Source organism: Paenibacillus sp. sgz302148 (genome assembly GCF_056120465.1).
In genome coordinates, this window is the sequence record NZ_JBVYOJ010000018.1 from 1 (window position 1) to 18,717 (window position 18,717).

At 52.2% G+C, this 18,717-nt stretch carries 12 protein-coding genes, 1 rRNA gene, 1 pseudogene and 1 riboswitch; of the genes and pseudogenes, 2 read left to right on the forward strand and 12 right to left on the reverse strand.

Annotated elements, in window-relative coordinates; translation table 11 throughout:
• Positions 1-317: ribosomal RNA gene (locus AC0LWM_RS23810) — 16S ribosomal RNA — on the reverse strand; the annotation flags it as partial.
• Between the two features lie 618 nt (positions 318-935).
• Here AC0LWM_RS23810 and AC0LWM_RS23815 point away from each other — a divergent pair.
• Positions 936-1,331 (forward strand): annotated as a pseudogene (locus AC0LWM_RS23815) (DUF559 domain-containing protein); the annotation flags it as partial.
• A 162-nt stretch (positions 1,332-1,493) separates the two neighbouring features.
• Here the strand turns inward: AC0LWM_RS23815 and AC0LWM_RS23820 are convergent.
• From AC0LWM_RS23820 to AC0LWM_RS23850, 7 genes are all read right to left on the reverse strand, one after another.
• A complete protein-coding gene (locus AC0LWM_RS23820; RefSeq protein ID WP_474677504.1) occupies positions 1,494-2,891 on the reverse strand; it encodes an NCS2 family permease in 1,398 nt (465 codons plus the stop codon).
• Positions 2,892-3,000: 109 nt separating this feature from the next.
• Positions 3,001-3,102: riboswitch (purine riboswitch) on the reverse strand.
• A gap of 334 nt (positions 3,103-3,436) precedes the next feature.
• Positions 3,437-4,975: a glutamine-hydrolyzing GMP synthase gene (guaA, locus tag AC0LWM_RS23825; protein ID WP_474677505.1), complete on the reverse strand. Its 1,539-nt coding sequence runs from the start codon at positions 4,973-4,975 to the stop codon at positions 3,437-3,439.
• 232 nt (positions 4,976-5,207) lie between these two features.
• Positions 5,208-5,546: a DMT family transporter gene (locus AC0LWM_RS23830; RefSeq protein ID WP_474677506.1), complete on the reverse strand. Its 339-nt coding sequence runs from the start codon at positions 5,544-5,546 to the stop codon at positions 5,208-5,210.
• 144 nt (positions 5,547-5,690) lie between these two features.
• Positions 5,691-8,390: a transglutaminase TgpA family protein gene (locus AC0LWM_RS23835; protein WP_474677507.1), complete on the reverse strand. Its 2,700-nt coding sequence runs from the start codon at positions 8,388-8,390 to the stop codon at positions 5,691-5,693.
• On the reverse strand, positions 8,368-9,633 hold the full coding sequence (locus tag AC0LWM_RS23840) for a DUF58 domain-containing protein (protein ID WP_474677508.1): 1,266 nt from the start codon (positions 9,631-9,633) through the stop codon (positions 8,368-8,370). The genes AC0LWM_RS23835 and AC0LWM_RS23840 overlap by 23 nt, the downstream gene beginning before the upstream one ends.
• Positions 9,630-10,589, reverse strand: coding sequence for an AAA family ATPase (locus AC0LWM_RS23845; protein ID WP_474677509.1), 960 nt, complete (start codon positions 10,587-10,589; stop codon positions 9,630-9,632). Before AC0LWM_RS23845 ends, AC0LWM_RS23840 begins: the two co-directional genes overlap by 4 nt.
• Before the next feature lie 83 nt (positions 10,590-10,672).
• Complete coding sequence (locus AC0LWM_RS23850) at positions 10,673-12,232, reverse strand: polysaccharide deacetylase family protein (protein WP_474677510.1); 1,560 nt, start codon at positions 12,230-12,232, stop codon at positions 10,673-10,675.
• A 308-nt stretch (positions 12,233-12,540) separates the two neighbouring features.
• Between AC0LWM_RS23850 and AC0LWM_RS23855 the strand changes: the two genes are divergently transcribed.
• Positions 12,541-12,669: a hypothetical protein gene (locus AC0LWM_RS23855; protein WP_474677511.1), complete on the forward strand. Its 129-nt coding sequence runs from the start codon at positions 12,541-12,543 to the stop codon at positions 12,667-12,669.
• A 20-nt stretch (positions 12,670-12,689) separates the two neighbouring features.
• On the opposite strand, the gene AC0LWM_RS23860 is transcribed toward AC0LWM_RS23855, so the two are convergent.
• The 4 genes from AC0LWM_RS23860 to AC0LWM_RS23875 form a co-directional block, all read right to left on the reverse strand.
• On the reverse strand, positions 12,690-13,598 hold the full coding sequence (locus tag AC0LWM_RS23860; RefSeq protein WP_474677512.1) for an MBL fold metallo-hydrolase: 909 nt from the start codon (positions 13,596-13,598) through the stop codon (positions 12,690-12,692).
• A gap of 117 nt (positions 13,599-13,715) precedes the next feature.
• Positions 13,716-15,434, reverse strand: a complete 1,719-nt coding sequence (locus AC0LWM_RS23865) for a glycoside hydrolase family 5 protein (protein ID WP_474677513.1) — start codon at positions 15,432-15,434, stop codon at positions 13,716-13,718.
• Positions 15,435-15,463: 29 nt separating this feature from the next.
• Positions 15,464-17,161, reverse strand: a complete 1,698-nt coding sequence (locus AC0LWM_RS23870) for a beta-galactosidase (protein WP_474677514.1) — start codon at positions 17,159-17,161, stop codon at positions 15,464-15,466.
• A 152-nt stretch (positions 17,162-17,313) separates the two neighbouring features.
• Positions 17,314-18,717, reverse strand: coding sequence for an extracellular solute-binding protein (locus AC0LWM_RS23875; protein ID WP_474677515.1), 1,404 nt, complete (start codon positions 18,715-18,717; stop codon positions 17,314-17,316).

The window sequence follows — 18,717 nt, forward strand, 5'->3', positions numbered from 1 at the left end:
TGTGGCCGTTCACCCTCTCAGGTCGGCTACGCATCGTCGCCTTGGTGAGCCGTTACCTCACCAACTAGCTAATGCGCCGCAGGTCCATCTGTAAGCAGCAGATTGCTCCACTTTTCCAGCTCTCCTCATGCGGGGAAAGCTCTTATCCGGTCTTAGCTATCGTTTCCGATAGTTATCCCGGTCTTACAGGCAGGTTACCTACGTGTTACTCACCCGTCCGCCGCTAAGCTATCCCCGAAGGAATAACTCCGCTCGACTTGCATGTATTAGGCACGCCGCCAGCGTTCGTCCTGAGCCAGGATCAAACTCTCCATTAAAGAAAAGNGTGTTACTCACCCGTCCGCCGCTAAGCTATCCCCGAAGGAATAACTCCGCTCGACTTGCATGTATTAGGCACGCCGCCAGCGTTCGTCCTGAGCCAGGATCAAACTCTCCATTAAAGAAAGCTGATTGTGCTCATTTTAAAACTTTGGCTTATTCGCTCGTTGTTCAGTTTTCAAAGAACAATTTGTGGATACGATGTCGATGCTCAGCATCTTCTGTCGTATTTTGTCGTCCGTTTCAGCGGCGACCCTTATAATATATCACATTCGCCTAATCGATGCAAGTACTTATTTTTTCCAAGCATCAATTTTTTTATGCTTCAAGTTTCTTGCGAAATCTTGTTCGAATGCTGCCGTCCGAAGCGACAAGAAATAATATAACAAATATCAACGATACATTGCAACAACAAATTATTCCAGATCGATATCCAGGTTAACTCTAAGTCATAATAGATAATATCGCCTAATGATGCGCTCGATTTCGTATTTTGAAACGGACTGGTGAAATGATCGCAACTGCACTATAATAACTCATATGAGACGAAGAACGTCCCGATCCATTACTTGAGAATGGAATTGGGGCGTTTTTTTGCATTTGGGAGGCGATCGTAGATGAATTTCGAGGAAATACATGCAGCATTCATTCAATACCATCTAAATAGAAGACACGGAGAACGCAAGGGACGATTGGAGCGAGGGCACCGGGAGGCCGAGATCTTATTTTGTCGAAACGTTTGGTGGCCGCTTCGAGGAAATTTTGATGATTTGCATCCGGAGTTTGAAGTGCTCGATTGGCGGGGCTTATCTTATTTTTGCGATTTCGCCTGGCTGACGCGATCAGTGAAGCTAATTATCGAAATTAAAGGTTTCGGCCCGCATGTTCGGGATATGGATAGGCAAAAATATTGTAATGAACTGAATAGGGAAACTTTTTTGACCGCGATGGGGTATCAGGTGATTTCATTGGCCTATGACGATGTCGCGCAGCGTCCTGAATTATGCATTACAAACGGGTTTGATCGGGTTGAGACGGGTTAGCTAAAAATTGATCAGCAAGGACGAATTTGCGAGGGGATGGCACGGGCCAGGGACGAATATGAGGCAGGTTGAAGCTGTATTACAGTGGCACAAAAAAAAGCGACGCCATAAGGCGCCGCCCAACAAATCGCATTAACCTGCGCTGCCCGTAAGTGCGTACCGCAGAACAACCAAGATTGCGAGCACCCACATCAGCCAGTGGATTTTATATTTGCCTTTGCCCGTTAAGGAAGCTACAGCTGCAAGAATAACATACGTAACGATACCGAAGGAGATCCCGTTAGCGATATTATAAGTGAAAGGCATCAGAGCGATCGTCAAGAATGCAGGAATTGCAATAACGAAATCGCTAAAGTCGATTTCCTTGACCGACTGCATCATGAGTACGCCAACGACGATCAATGCGGCAGCAGTTGCGGAACCCGGGATAAGGGCTGCAATCGGAGCCAAGAACAAAGCAAGCAAGAAGCATACGCCCGTCGTTACCGCAGTCAGACCGGTACGTCCGCCTTCGGCTACGCCCGCGGAGCTTTCGACATACGCCGTTACGGTGCTTGTCCCAACAAGCGCGCCGCCGCTGACGCCAATTGCATCGACGAACATCGCTTTACCTACGCGTTTATTGCCTTCTTCTTTATTCTTCATAATGCCCGCGCGGTTCGCCGTACCTACCAGCGTACCGAACGTATCGAACAACTCAACGAATGTAAATGTAGCGATAACGGATACGATCCCCGCCGTCATAATGCCTTGGAAGTCAAAGCTGGCGAAATTCATTTGCGTGAAGTCCGGAATCCATTTGACATCCGGGCTGGACAACGAGTCTAAGTTCACTTGCCCCATAAAATATCCGATAACCGTCGTCAGCAAAATTCCGAACAAAATCGCGCCACGCACTTTCAAAACCATAAGAATCGAAATGAGCGCGAGTCCGATCAAAGCAAGCTGTACCCCTGGGTCTTCCAGGTTACCCAAGTGAATAATCGATTCGAAGGAAAGCAAGTCCGTATATTTGCCTGCTTCAACGTTTTTGGTCGTTTCAACGGCGACCGTCATCAAACCGCTGTTTTTCAGACCGATAATCGTGATGAACAATCCGATACCGACCGTAATCGCGTGCTTCAGATTGTCCGGTATAGCAACCAATAGCATTTGACGGACTTTCGTTACCGTCAGAATGATGAAGATAATCCCCGAAATAAATACGGCAGTCAGCGCCATTTGCCAAGTAAAAGTACCTTGCGAGCTAAGAATGACCGTTGCAAAATACGCGTTTAATCCCATTCCCGGTGCGAGCGCTACTGGAAAGTTAACAAAAAGCCCCATACAAATCGTAACTACGCCGGCCGCAACCGCTGTCGCCAAAAATACCGGATACCACTGCATTCCCGTCGCGCCTGATCCGAATGCGCTAAGAATGTTCGGGTTAACGGCCAAAATATAAGCCATCGTCATAAATACGGTTAACCCTGCAAAAATTTCGGTTCTTACATTTGTTCCGTGTTCCTTTAGTTTAAAGAAACGCTCCATACCGAAAAAACTCCTCCTCAAATTGTGGATTGGAACAACAAATAAACCTAGGATGCGCTCATCTCCTAGGTTCCGTCCAAAAAAGGAACATTATCCTCCCAATTGCAAGGATAACGGTTCCTCTTTTCGTAGCCAGATCATTGTACGGTGACCTCGTAGAGACTCTCAAGCCAATTCTTGAGATTATACGAAAAGATATGATGTTATTCATTTATAATTCTATGTACCTAATTCGGCCTTGTCAACAAAAAAACGAATATTTTGTCGAAAAATTATTGCTAACGTTCGTGAAAAATGCGGATTAATCTCGATTCAAGCGCTTACGACAAAGAACGTCATGATTCATCACCGAACTTAAATAAACTGAATTTAAACAAACCGAACCTATATTAATAGGAAGAAACAACCCCACAAAGCAGGCCTTCCTTCCTTCGACCCCTTCCAGCACTTCCGGGAACCCGAAATAGGAAGGGGCATGCCCCCGGCTCCGTTCGAACGGTCGCCTAAAGATTAGCATGCCCCTATGTTTTACACCGAATACGCCCTTATTCCCACTCGATCGTTGCCGGCGGCTTGGACGTAATATCATAAACGACGCGGTTGACGTTTTCGACTTCGTTGACGATCCGGTTCGAGATCTTCTCAAGCACCTCAAACGGAATCCGCGCCCAATCCGCCGTCATCCCGTCGATGGAAGTGACCGCGCGAACGCCGACCGTATACGAATACGTCCGGGCATCGCCCATAACGCCAACGCTCTTCATGTTCGGCAACGCCGTGAAGTACTGCCAGATTTCCCGTTTCAAGCCGGCCGCGGCGATTTCCTCATGCAGAATCGCATCGGAATCGCGAACGATCTTCAGCTTGTCCTCGGTTACTTCGCCCAATACGCGAATCGCAAGTCCAGGGCCCGGGAACGGTTGACGCCATACGATTTCGTCCGGCAGGCCGCATTCCGATCCGACTTTGCGCACTTCGTCCTTGAACAGGGCGCTGAGCGGCTCAACGAGCTTGAACTTCATATCTTCCGGCAATCCGCCGACATTATGATGCGACTTGATCGTATGCGCCGTGGCTGTGCCGCTCTCGACAATATCGGTATACAACGTGCCTTGCGCCAAAAATTCGAAGTCGTCGAAACGCGCCGACTCTTCTTCGAATACGCGAATGAATTCCGTGCCGATAATTTTACGTTTTTGCTCGGGATCGTCTACGCCTTGAAGCTTGCCCAAAAACCGCTCGCGTGCATCGATTTTGACAACCTTCATGTCGAATTTGCCGACGAACGTATCCATGACGCTTTCCGCTTCGCCTTTGCGCAGCAAGCCGTGGTCGATGAACATGCAAGTCAGTTGATCGCCAATCGCCTTATGAACCAGCATCGCTACGACGGAGGAATCGACGCCGCCGCTTAATGCGCACAATACTTTGCTGCTGCCTACTTGCTTGCGAATGTCCTGGACCGTATCCTCGATGAACGTTTCCATCGACCAGTTGCCTTCGCAGCCGCATACGCCGTAAATAAAGTTCCGAATCATATCGTTGCCGTATACGGAATGACGCACTTCCGGATGGAATTGCACGCCGTAGAACTTTTTCTCCGGATGGCTCATCGCCGCAATCGGCGCATGGTCCGTGCTTGCGTCCACGATAAAGCCCGTAGGCAGCTTGGACACCAGGTCGCCGTGGCTCATCCATACCGTTTGCTTCGCATCGAGTCCGCGAACAAGCTCGCACGATTGCGTAAAATCGACGTCGGCCTTGCCGTATTCGCGTTTGTCGGCGCGTTCCACTTTGCCTTCGAGCTGGTGCGACATCAGCTGCATGCCGTAGCAAATTCCCAAAATCGGCAATCCGAGATCGTAAATCGCCGGATCGACCGAAGGTGCATTTTCCGCATATACGCTTGCTGGACCACCCGAAAATACGATGCCTCTCGGGTTCAGTTCGCGTAACCGCTCGACCGTCGTGTTGTAAGGCACCAGTTCGCTGTAGACGCCAAGGTCGCGAATTCTGCGTGCGATAAGTTGATTGTATTGGCCGCCAAAATCGATGACGACGATAAGCTCATTGGGCTTGTTCATTGCCGAACCTCCTGAAAATATCCGCATTTGCAATAAATTTTATTATATATAACCGCAAATAGCGGAGTCAAGGACAAACGGTTCCCACCGCATGAGTTGGTGGTTACGTTTACCGATTATATATAAAACAGTATATACAACCGACTTAAACACTACCCGTCCTTCCCGGATTAATTCTACCGTGCAAAAGAAAAAGGACCTTGCATCAAGGCCCTTCTTTAATCTTGCATTCTTATAAAACACCCGCTTCAAGCGTATATCCGTCCAGCTGCATACCAACCGCGCCAATTATCGCAATGCGAAACGAAATCATTTTGACAAGAGACATCCGGTCTTCGAAAAGATACATGCCAAGCGCGGCATGCAGCAAAGATCCCGCTCCCGCCCAAAATCCGAAAGCAACGTACAATTCGACCGTTTGCAAGGCGCAAACGAATGAAGCCACGCTGCCGGCAAAGCAGCAAGCCATCACCGCGATTGAACCGTTCCTGCTCAACTTCGGAACAAATTTCACCGCGATCACTCCTGCAGCTTCAACGGTTAAAGCCGCCAATATCCAAAGCCATCCCATTCCATGCACCGCCGCTCATAGGTTTGCAATCGACCGATCGCTTAATCCATTCATTGTACGGCTTCCGTCGGAATAAAGTGTCAATGCACGGTTAAACGAATGTAAAGATTGTGTAAACCTGAAAAGGGATAAGATTTTCTCCGATTAACGCAGTTTCAGGCTCATCATATTTTTGCACAGTTCTTCCGTTTGCGCTTTCGTCCAAAGACGGTATTCCGGAGAGGAAGCACTATACCTTGCATATTCATAATCCCGAAGAAATCGCAGCAGCGTATCGCGCGTTGTGCCTTCGGGCAGCGATAATGCATTCACGAACTCCCGGTGCGTCTGATCCGCGGACTTGCGCCCGAACTGCCGGTACACCCTGCTCCATAACAAATCGCAAATTCGGATAATTACGCGATGGTTAGGTTTGCGATAGCGCAAGGCGTATAGCAGCAGGCTTAGCTGCAATCGGGTTCGGAACAGCCACAAGATGCCGAACAAAGCGGCACAAGCAGCAAGACCGATTGCGCTATAAAACAGCGCAGCTCCAGCACTCTCCGCAGCTGGGAGCGAACGTTCCCAGCACGCGACATACTCCGCTGCCAGCACAAGGCCGTTCATCTGCGCTTCAAGCATCCGCCGCAGGATCGGGCTGTCTGCCATCGCAGGCATAACTCGGGCATCGACTGTCACCGCCTGTACCGCTGCTGCACCGCCGATTTCGGAGCCGTGGCCGGTGAAACCCGGAGTCGGCTCGAACGCGACCCATCCGTAAGAAGGGAAATAAACCTCGACCCAGGCATGCGCGTCGCTGTTGCGAACCGTGTATAGAGAACCGTCCTCCGAGTCCCGCTCGCCGGGCGCAAAGCCTTTTACCCAACGGGCAGGGATGCCGATAGAACGAAGCATGACCGTCATCGCCGTCGAGAAGTGATTGCAATACCCTGATTTTTGCGTAAACAGAAAATGTTCGACGAAATCTTCGTCTTTGGCCGGTTCGCTTGAATTCAAGCTATAGGCGTAATTTTGCCTCAAGAAGCTTTCGATGGCTTTGGCGCGGTCGTATGCATCGGTGAACCCGACGACTGCCGAGGCGGCCAAACGGCCGATACGGTCCGGCAAGTTTTCCGGAAGCTGCAAGTACTCGGCGGCGATTTCGTCCGGCACAGGCGCATGATCGCGCCTAAGCGCCTCGGCATCCCAAGCCGGTACCTCTACCTGCAGCTTATATACGATGCCGGACGTACCGAGGGTTTCGGCCGCGGCAAGCGTGCCGGTCGTGCTGGTGCCGGTCATGCCGGGCGTAGCCCGCATGTCGGGCGTTGAGAGCATGTTTGGCGTGACAGCCATATCGGGCACGACGAGCAGACCGGACGATACGGCTGCGCCGGTCGTTTCGGGCGAGTAAGGCTTGTCGGTCATACCGGTTAAGCCGGGCATGACGGCCGAATCTATCGTTGCCGATCTACCATGGGCGACTCTCTCCGCCGAAGCGCCTAATCCCCCGGGCGACCTGGCTTCAACTGCCTCATCCTGCTCAGCGTTTCCGCTTGCGTCGCCGGTAACCGTGGCCGTGCGGACGTCTCCCGTCCCTTTGCCGGGGGAATCCGGCTTGAGACGGTAAGCGCCGCTTCCGGCGTCGTACCATAGCGCTCCGCCGAAGCTTCCGCCTTGCGTCGTCGATACGTCGACGACCTTGGCGATAGCGCCGCCCGCGAGCACCGGAATATCCATGCCGCCCGCTCGCGGCAAACTGATTTCCTGCTCGATCGGCGTCGCTTGGGTCAGGTTCGTGAGCAGCGTCCGCGGCATCGTCGAACCGGGCTCGATCTCCAGCCAAGAACGATCAAGCTGCGTCCAGCCTTTGCCGGTATAAACGCTCTTCGACTCGCCCCGCCAGTAGGTCGGCAGCGGAGTTTTGGCCGTAAATGCGATCGAGTTGTCGGCCGTAAGCTGTACGCCGAGGTTCGTATCGTCGAAGCCGTAGCCGGTCGTGGCGATTCTCGCCTCCACCTGCGCCGGCCGGTCGCCGGAGCCGTTTCCGCTGCCGTAAAACGGCAGGGCGCTCCACGCCTCGGCGAGTTCCGGCCAACGGATCGGCTCGATCGGGCGATCCGACGGCAGCGCCAATAACCACGCGGCCGCTATGCCGCAGCAGGTTGCCGTAACGCTCGCGACCAACCAGCCGGCGGGCCAGCCGGGGCGGCGCGTCGGCAGCATCAACAGCCGTTCCAGCTTCGGAATGCGCAGCAGCGCGAGGAAGAGCAGCCCTTCGGCGGCGGCACGAATGATTCCGGCAGTCGTATCGATGCCCAGCCACAGCTGCAAAGCGAACAAATATATCAACGTAGCGCCGACGAACAGCAGTCCGCGTTGACGATAAAACACGAACGATTGGATGGAGGAAACGAACATGGCCCAGCCGGCAAACAATATCAGCGTACGCGTCGGCCCCGTTATTGCGCTGAATTCGGCGCTGAGCAGCCTTCCCCCTTCTTCCGGCAATGACGCGATGTACCGGATGAACCAATCCAGCATAGGCAATCCCGCTTCGCCGTGGAACAAATAAGCGACAAGCCCGAAGCAAATCAAGCTATTCGCGAGACAAGCGCCCCACCACGGTATTCGCCAAATGCCGACGAGCAAAAAACAGGCAATCGCCGCAAAGATCGGTTCGATCCGATACAGCTGCGTTATCTCCGACATCCGAACAAGCGGAAGAACCCATTCGGCAAAAAGAAAGAACAGCAGCAGCGATAACACGAAACTCCGGGACAACGGCCCGGGATCGTCGAGATCCTGAGCTTGGGAGGCTCGCTTCTGAAGAAACGACGAGTTAGGCGCCAACCGGTCCGACATCCTCGACACCTCCCTTCGGCTGCGGCTCAGCGGCAGGGCAGGACAAAGCGGTAAACCGGCAGCCCGACTGTTCCAGCCGCTGCTTCCATTGCCGGTCCTTCGCCGATAAAGCCGTCGTGCCGTAAACGTAAACGAACTCGACTTTCCTTCCGCAAGCGAGCTGCCGCAGCAGCTCCTCCACGAGACTTTCGTCCAATGAGCCGGTCACGCATACGAGCAGCACATCGCTTGACAACTGCTCGCCCTCCGCCCGCACGACATCGCGAAAAGCCGATTGCCCATTGCATGCCGCCGTGGCCAAAAAAGAAAATTCCCGCGGCATATCAAGCGTGTGTCCGAACGGCACCGAATACGGCACGGCACTCCGGCATACGAAGGCGGCTCTTCGCTTCTGTGCGGCGGCATGCCGAAGCAGACCCGCAGCCGCCGTCAAACACGTCTCGAATATAGCTTCGCCTCGCGGCAATGACCCGTAGCTCGCCGCCGACGCGTCGAGCAGAATCAAGAGCGGACGGCTGGATTCGATTTCCGTCATCGCCGTTTTGAGCTCGCCGGACTTGGCCGTGCTCTTCCAATGGATCCGCCGGATCGGATCGCCGCTGACGTAGTCGCGCACGAAACCGGCCGGAATATCTCCGTTTCGGTGCAGCCTCGCCTGTACGCTGTCAAGCGCAAGCTGCTCGCCGCCGCTCCAATGCGCAAGCCGAACCTCCAGCGGTCGCGGAAATACGAGAAATGCCGCTTCTGCGCGGCTCCATTTCTTCTTAGTTACAAAACCGAAGCAATCACCCGTCATGCATAGCGTAGAAATAAAACGATAGCTTCCCCGCTGCAATTGGGTCAGGCGGTATTGGTAGACGATATGGTTGCGGAACCACGGAAACAGCAGCTTCCGGTGGACCAGGCGCTGCTTTCCTATACTTCCGGCGGAATCTATCAAATTGTCCGACTGCTCCGTAACGCAGCAATCAGAGACAACAAGCCAAACAAGCGGCAGCCAGGATCGAAGCCGCACTGTCAACGTAACGGTGACCGGTTCGCCGGCGATCACCTTGACCGGCGACAGCTCGCGCTCGATTTCAATATGCCGCATGGAAAACAGATAGACGATAAAACAATGGAGCAGCAGCGCGCAGGCGCCATAAAACAAAAACCAAGCGGCAAGCCCTCCGCGCCACCAGCCAAGCGCAAACGACATCCCGCAAAACAGCAGCAAACTCGCAAATCGCAGCCGTTCGTTCATCGCACCGCAACTCCCGACAAAATTTGCTCCACGATCGCCGCTCCCCGCTTTCCGGACAGCTGCGCTTCCGGCTTCAATAGCAGACGATGGGCCAAAACGACGGTCGCCAGCTGCTTGATGTCGTCCGGCACGACATAAGTACGGCCCTGCATAAAAGCCTTCGCTTGCGCGGCGCGAAGCAAAGCGAATGAAGCACGCGGGCTTGCCCCGAGCTCAATGTCCTTGTGCTGGCGGGTTGCATGCGTAATCGCGACGATATAACGCTTAAGCGAGTCTTCTACATGAACGGCACGCGTTTCATGCTGCAAAGCGAGCAGTTCTTCCCGCATGAGCACAGGCTTCAATTGCTCCACCGGCGGCGCCGACTGCAAGCGTCCCAGCATATCCGCCTCCTGTTCCGGTTGCGGATAACCTAAATGCAGTTTCATCATGAACCGGTCCAGCTGCGCTTCCGGCAGACGGTACGTCCCTTCGTATTCCAACGGATTTTGCGTAGCCAAGACGATGAACGGCTCAGGCAACCGGTACGTGGCGCCGTCCACCGTTACCTTTCCTTCTTCCATTGCTTCGAGCAGCGCGGCTTGCGTACGCGGCGATGTCCGGTTCAACTCGTCAGCCAAGACGATATGCGCCATCAGCGGGCCGGGACGGAACTCGAAATCGCCTGATTTTTGACTATATACCGATACGCCCGTAATGTCCGACGGCAATAAATCCGGGGTAAACTGAATTCTGCGAAAGGTGCAGCCGATAACGCCGGACAACGCCTTCGCGAGCTTCGTTTTGCCGACCCCCGGCACGTCCTCAAGCAAAATGTGGCCCCCGCTCAATAGGGCAATCATCGCTAACGAGATCGTATCGTGCTTGCCGACGATCACTTTTTCGACTCTCGCAACGGCGCGTTCTATCATATCTTTTGGCTTGTCGAATAGAAAAGACGGCGATTGTACCGACATGGTAGGGAAATCCTCCGATCATTTGGTAGATTTGCAAATATACTACCTAGCTTTCCCATCCCGATTCATTTTTAGACGCACCTTCAGGCAACGCGAATTTCGATCTTCCCGGCTTGCATCGTGTACGCCTCAACGGTGTGCTGTATCAGCTCGACGGTTTGACGCAGAGGAACGAGGATGCTACCTGTCTTCCATCGGTAGTCGAAGGAGCCTATCGTCTGTGGTGCCTGCCCGCTACCTGACAGCTGAAGCTCCTGCTTCGGCAAGCTCAGCTCTCCGTCGTAGCCTCCGATACGGAACTGCGCCGATTGCTGTGACTCGTTCCAAACTACCGCGCCTCCCATCCCTTCGATTAGCGCCCGCAATGGAACATAAACGACGCCGTTCCGCAATTCGAATTGATGCTGCTGCAAGCTTAACTCGTCGTCGCCGATCTGCAGGGTGAGCACCGAATTCGCCCGGCTCGTCGAAGCAGCTGCATCGGTCTTCGCAGCGATAAGCTGCCTGCCCTTTGTCTTGGTAGTGCGCTGCTCAGCAGTAGACTCTTGCGAGCCGGCGTGCAACTTCGGCTGCGTTGCGATCGGTTCTTTTGCGGCCGATTGCGCCGTTTGTTGCATAGTCTGCTGCGCGGTCTGTTGTGCGGTCTGTTGTGCGGTCTGTTGCCCGAACTGCTGAGCTGCTGTCTGTTGTCCCACAGCGGACTTGTCCTCCTCTGTCTTCTTCCCGCCGTTTTTCGCCAGATCGGAGGAGCTTGTCCCCCTGTTCCATTTCAGATGCTTCGCAATCGGGAATTGAACCGGCTTTACCTCGGGCGTAATCGCGGCGAACGCATAACCTCTGTTTTTGAAATAATGGATGATTTCAGGCAGTGCTTTCACTGTCTCTTCGTGTCCCCCGCCATCATGCATCAATACGATCGTTTCATGCTGGAGCGCCGACTTCTTGACCTTCGCGACGATCTCCTTCATCGGGACATTTTTGCGCAAAGCATCGCCGCTATCGATATTCCAATCGAAAAGGATGTATCCCGCTTCCTTCAAATTGGCAAAGTACAATGCGTCGAAGTTCGTGTACGTTCCGCCGGGAGCCCTTACGAGCTTCGGCCGGATGCCGACAATGTCATTCAGAATGTCCTCGGTTTCCAGTATCTGGCCTATGAACTGCTCGTAGCCCGAATATAACTGCTTGTACTCATGGTTATAACTATGGTTGCCGAGGGCATGTCCCTCCTTGATGATCCGCTTGATCAACTCCGGGTGTGTTTTCGCCTGTTCGCCCAGCACAAAAAAAGTGGCCGGCACGCCTTCGCTGCGCAAAATATCCAGCACCTTCGGGGTCAGCTTGCTCGGGCCGTCGTCGAAGGTCAAATACACCGTTGGTTTCGTTGGTACGACATAGGAAGACTTCACAACGCTTCTTTTTTCCTGTATCACAGCCTGATCCGATTCAACAGCCGCATGCACCCGCATCGGCGAGACGGCAAGCAATCCAACCACCGTTAGTACCGCCACCACAATTCCATATATCAAAGCGAAACCGTTTTTCCGCGCGATTCTCTCAAGCTTGCCGCCTATGAAAAGCTTGTCCGTCGTGTTCGACTCGATCACGATCCTCGTCCTCGCCATCGACATCATTCCCACCATCCTATCTCCCGGATTACTAGCTCCGTAGATTATATGGGTGGAGTTGCGAGACTAGAACACCGGAAAGTTGATAGGAACCCTATGTTCAGATTTCCAGCATCGGGCTCCCCAAAGTCGTTCAAAGATTTCTCATTAGATCGTTGGAAGGATCATGAAAATAACCGAATACCGGGTAAAACGCAGCTTCGACCTTCACGGTCACGACTTCAATGAAATGGAATTGATTTTGGAGGGAAGTAGGGTTCAGCAGTTGAATATACGCTGTGCATCTTGCTGGAGAACGACAGCAGACCCTGCTGGAGCCGCCGATGCTGGAGATCCTTCGCCGTGAAGCGCTCCCCCAATCGTTGGAAGTTTGTCGGGTCGTCCCCGCGGAACTGGGAGAGAGCATCGGCGATTACGCGGCCTTTCCGGCGACTTATTTGCTGGAGGGGTAGCGCGGTCTGCTGGTAACATGTCACAGTTTCGATGTAACTCCTTTGCAAATGTGTAGTTCTTCGGGGGTCAACTCCAAAGTAAACGTTTTGCCGCCGTCCAAATGATAGCCGTAATCGTCCACATAAAGAACAAGCTTTTCGCCGGTATTGCCGGTGGCATAATTGTCGATATTGTTCGCTTGAGCATACTTGTAGACGAATGAACGGTGTCGCAACCAATCCCATCCGTCGCCGCAAGGCGAACAGCCAAGCATCAACTTGGGCCGCAACAGCTGATAAAAAGGCAAATGCGAATATTCGATCGGGTCGCCCGCATGGTGCGGCGTTTTCAAAATCGTGACCGGAGGCAATGCGTCCGTGATTTTCTGTTGGCCGTAAAGCGCAAGATCCCCGGAGAAGAAAATGCTCGTATGCCCCAGCTTAAACAAAGCGCACAAGGACATGTTGTTATAATCAAACGTATCCGCATTGCCTTGCGCATAGTAGTCATCGTGATCCGTATTGTAGAACGTAATTTCTACACCGTCTATATTCAACATCGTGTTCTCATCCGGGTACACCGCGTTTAGTTCATAGTTCGCAATCACATTTTGCACCAGAGAAAATGTTTTCGACAATTCTTCGCTTGACGACAGGTACGAAGGTTCGATATCTTGCGGCAGGAAAACCGTCGCCCCTCGAATATCGCATGCTCCGGCAATTTCCTCCAACACCCCGACATGGTCATCGTGATAGTGCGAAATCATAATATAATCAATTTTGGGAGCGAGTTGTTTGCAGCTTTCAATTGTTTTTACTTTATCCACTTGACTGTTCGTATCAATGAGCATTGATTTATTTTGAAACTTGACGATCATGCAGTCTCCGATACTTGTAGCGGGCAGCATATGCATTTCCATTTTTCTTTCGGCATGCTGATAAGTTTCCATATCTTCGGGCCTCCAATAAAATGAATTTACAACCTGTCCAAATATTTAGCGCCATTTCATCCGAGTTAGGCCATATCCCCGTAGTCCGGGAATATGGCCTTTGAAAGCCTAAAATATTTATTTCTTAAAATATTTCTCCGGCAGCTTGAATAGTTTGCCTTCCCCCGGAGCCAGGTTGAAGGTCAATGTTCCCGTTTTCCGGTCGTAGTTGGTGTCAATCGATTGTCCGGTCGCCTTCGATATTTCTTCAACAAATTTCGGCTTCTTCTTGAACGTGAACACGGCTTCGCGCGGATTCGCGTAATCCTTGTTGACGATCATCACATACTGCTGCCCGTCTTTATCTTCAAACTGCCCGATGATATACGGAGCGGACGGATCGGAAGGCTGCAATTCGAATTTGTCCGGCAGCCGGACCGTCGTTGCCGGAATCTCGCCGCCCGTATGATAAACGGCCTGTGAAGTCAGTTTTTTCAAGGTCGGGCCCAGCTTCAGCAGGTCGGCATTGAGCTGCTTCGCCCAATAATACGACGCGTTCTTCGTGCCGTCGGGCAATAACAAACCGTCATGAAACTCTGGAGGATAAGGCGTCATATACGTGAAATACATAATTCCTTTAACGCCGTAGGCTAAATTCGCATACAGCTGGTATCTCATTTCGCCTTCGTTCGGCGCCCGCAAACTGCCGTCGATGCCGACGGATTGCATGTACGACCAAATGTCCAAGCCGTTCAGCAGCGCATGGCGTCGGATGATCTCCATCGTCCGGAACATGTTGTCGGAAGCGCCTCCGCCTTCCATGAACGGATACGAATCAAAGCTCAGAACATCCGGCTTGTAGCCTGCCCATTGGGCTACGTAATTCGCTTCGTAAAACGATGAATTGACATGGAACAAAAAGTCGGCGGGAATGCTCGTTCCATTGACATACGCAGTCCCTTGCGGATACCAGTCGTCGTTGTTCTCCGTCCGGATCACCCAGCCCACAGAGTTGTCTCCACCGCCTTCATGGGTAAGCTCCCAGTAGTATTCGGTATCTCCCCTCACCTTCACGTTCCCGCTGAATTCAAACGTCGGAAACAATTTGGAATGCTCCGAGGACAGCGTCGTACTGTCAATTTTCTTTTTCTTGGCAGGGGAGTCCCAAATCGTTACCGTTAGTTTTTCATCATCCGTCCACATGCGGGGATCAAGATACAATTGAACCGACTTGATTTCCCTTTCATCCGGCTTCGTGCGAAACGTTTGACCGAGCGGTGTCGCTGGAGTCACATATTCGCCGTTCAGCGGGCGGAAAATTCCGGTATGATTAAAATTGTCAAAATAACCGGTCAAGTTCACGAACGCCATATGGTTCGGATCGGCCGCCTTCAGCACATCGATCGATTCCTTCAATTTTACAAGCGCTTCGTCGCCTTGCGGCTCATCGACCACATGGTAGCCGAGCAGCGCGGGATGGTTTTTGTAATGCTCTGCAATTTCTTTCATCAACTCGTCTGACGGCTTGTTGCCGTTCAGAAAATTTAGCCGGTAGTCTTCTACCAATACCTTCAATCCATGCTTTTCCGCATAATCGAGAACATAATCGACACGATCAAACATGTCGATATGATGGATCGGCAAAATAAAGTTGGCGTTCATATCTTTGATTGCCTGCATCGCGTCATCGTTGATTTTATCGACAAAAGGGATCCAAAATACGCCGATAGGGAACGCCGGTTCTTCGTTGGCATCGTTACCCTTTTGATCTATATTCGCTGAATCGGCCGATACACTTCCGCCGATCAGCATGGTTAAGATAACGAAAACCGGGATAAACATTTTTATCAGCTTCATTTACCTTCACCTCATCCGATGAAATGGGGTTACTTTTCTTTTGGTAAAGCAAACAATCGGCCTTCGCCTGGCTGGAACGTCACGGTCAGCTTGCCGGTCGACTTGTCGTAATCCGCAGCGGTCTCTCCGCCGGTTTCCTTCGATATTTCTTTCACCGATTTCGGTTTGCCTGCGATCGCAAACGACATCGTCCGTTCGTGCTCGAAGTCTCGATTAACGATCATGACATAACGCCGATCCTTCTTGTTCGTGAACGAGCCGATGACAAACGGCTGCTGACGGTCGTCCGGCTGCAAGTAGAAGTCGTCCGGCAGCGCTGTCGTCGACATTGGGAGTTGCCCCGTGTGATAGACCGCTTCGGAGGTAAGACCGAGCAGCACCGGCCCGAGGTTAAGAACCTCCGCATTGATTTTCTTAGCCCATTCATAAGATTCGTTCCGGGTGCCGTCCCTCAAAATTATGCCGTTGAAAAATTTCTCCGCTCCCGGCTCAGGCGTCCAATAGGTGAAATACATATACCCTTTGGCGCCATACGCCAAGTTCGTATAGATCTGGTACCGCAACTCCTGCTCGTTCGGCTGCCTATAGGCATCGGTAATGCCGATCGACTGGATGTACGACCAGAAGTCGATGCCTGCGGCCAGCGCCTGCCTGCGGATAACTTCCAGATTGGCGTAATAATCGCCGCGCATGTCTCCGTTGTACATGAACGGATAATGGTCGAAGGACAGGACGTCCGGATGCGTTCTAGCCCAGCGGTACACATAATCCTCGTAACTGATCGGTTCGATGGCTTGATCGAAGGCGAACCAAAGATCGGCGTCGAGCGGTACATCGCCTTTGTAAGCCGTGCCGCCTTGAAGCCAATTGTCGCCGATGTTCGAATGAACGAGCCAGCCGATGCTTCGGTCTCCTCCCCCGTTGTGCGTCAGTTCCATATAATAGGTGCTGTTCGGGTTTACCGGCGCGTTTAACGTAAATACCGAATATCGACCGGCCGGTTTTCCTTGCGTGTTCTCGGCGATTTTACTGTTCTTTGCGCGAGAATCCCATAGCGTCAATGTAAGCCGCTCGTCTTCGGACCATTGGTTCAAGTCGATATAAAATTGAACGGTTGAAATCGAAGTTTGAGCGGCTGTCGTCCGAAACGTTTGCCCAATCGGTTGATCCGGCGTAACATAGGTGCCGGAATACTGATCGAGCTGAAGTACTTGGGCGTTTGCGTATATCGGATCCAGGTTGACGTAGACAAGATGCTTCGGGTCTTTTTTCTTCAAAAGCCGGTTTAAGTATTCGGTATGCGCAAGCTTGAGCGCATCCGGTTCGTCGAGCAGATGATAGCCGAGTAATCCTTCCTGACCGCCGTAATCTTGCACAGTCTCTTCAATGAAGGCCTCATGGTCGTTTTTCATATGAAACCGAAGATCGGCGGCAAGCAGGCCGATGTCGTATTTGGCAGCCAATCGCAATGCGGCTAAGTTCGATTCGCGGGTTTCCAGCCCGTTGCCGCCAACGATAAAATTGACGTTCATTGCTTTCAGCTCGGCGTATTTCTCATCGGTCGTTTCCTGCGGTGGCGGGGGCCAGAAAATGCCGATCGGAAACTCTGTTTTGCCGAAATGGCTCTTCCCGGCTTCGTCCGCCGAGACGCAGGCCGGGAGCACGGAAGTAAGAACGAGTCCGGTAAGTATTAAGGTCGCAAAGCCTCCAAATTTCTTTTTGGCCATAACATAACCCCCAAACTTTCAATTTAGTAAGAAAACAATTCGCAATACATTTCGTTAGATATATTTAAACGAAACGTTTTAAAAAGAGCTCGATTTGGGGAGAAGAAGAGGAAGACGCGGCTTCCGAAGTCAACGCGCGCCTCCCTCGATCGCTATTTCCATCCTAGTTCTTCGCGCGCTTTTAGTGTCTCCTTATTCCAATTGTCGACGGAGGCAATAATCGAGCTCAAGTCGCCGCCATTTTGCAGCATTCCAGTCACTGCACCATCAACTTCCCCGTTATATTTGCCCCAAAGCGGGATGTTGGCGTTCGGAAGGCTGCAGCACATTTTGTTGGAAATTTTGACCGCTTCAATATTTTTGCCCTTCCATAACGAAACCTCATCGATGTATTTATCCAGTTCCGGATAGTTGACATACGTGTTGGAGCCGTTGGTCAGCATCCATTTTTGCGCCTCCAATTCGAATTGGAAGCTGAGCCATTTGAATGCTTCCTCCTTATGCTTCGATGCCGCCAAAATGCCGATCGGACCTAGGATTTGCGTTGTCACCTGCTTCGCTTTGCCCTTTGGCATCGGAAGAATGTCCCAGTTGAATTTGGCTTCCTTCACGAGCCCTGGCAACGTCCAGTCCGCTCCGAGCGCAAACATCGCTTTCCCCGCCAGGAAGGCACTGTTACCGTCCCATCCGATTTTTTGCGCTTCCTCGGGCGTCGGCATGACGTGCCATTTCGTCGTCAAATCTTGAACCCAGCGCAAATCATTAATTACTGCCGGGTTGTTCGCCACACTTTGCGTCAAATCGCTGTTCATGTAGACGAGGTTGTCGGCATTGCCGTTCGCGACCGGTACCGACCACTTGAAGTGACTCATGAATAAACTGTCGTTGGCGATCCCATATTCGCCTGCAGCTGCGTCGGTTCCCTTTTTGGCCAGGTCCAAGAACTGATCGTATGTCCAGTCGTTCGACGGCATTTCGAGGCCTTTCTTCTGCATCATATCTTTGTTGACGAGAATCCATTCGGCAATTTTGGAGAACGGCATCGCATACATTTTGTCCCCGGTTTTGAACGCATCGACGAACCCTTCGGCCACATCCGCATTTTTAATGGTCTGATCGGCCGCTACATATGGCGCCAAGTCCTCCAACAATCCGTCTTTGATCCAGACGCTCAAGTCCGCAATCCAGGTAAGGTCGGCAGAATCGCCCGCGGCCTGAAGCGCAGCTTGCTTCGCCATCATCTCGGTATCGCCGCCAACGACAAGCGGCTCGATCGTAATCCACGGATATTTTTCATGGAACAGATCGAATTCTTTCTGATAATCCCCGACGAACCATGTCAGCAGCCGGATCGTGACCGGCTCGTGCTCCTCCGGCTTTGTCCCTTCCGGCTTTTGCTCCTCCGGCTGTTGATTGTCCTTGCCTTGCTCCACATTTCCTTTGTCGCCCGCATTCGCTTCATTCTTCGGCTCTTCCTTGGAACATGCCGACAGCATCAAAACAGCGACCAACATGCACGCCATGAGCAGCGAAAACACCTTTTTCCTTCTAATCAT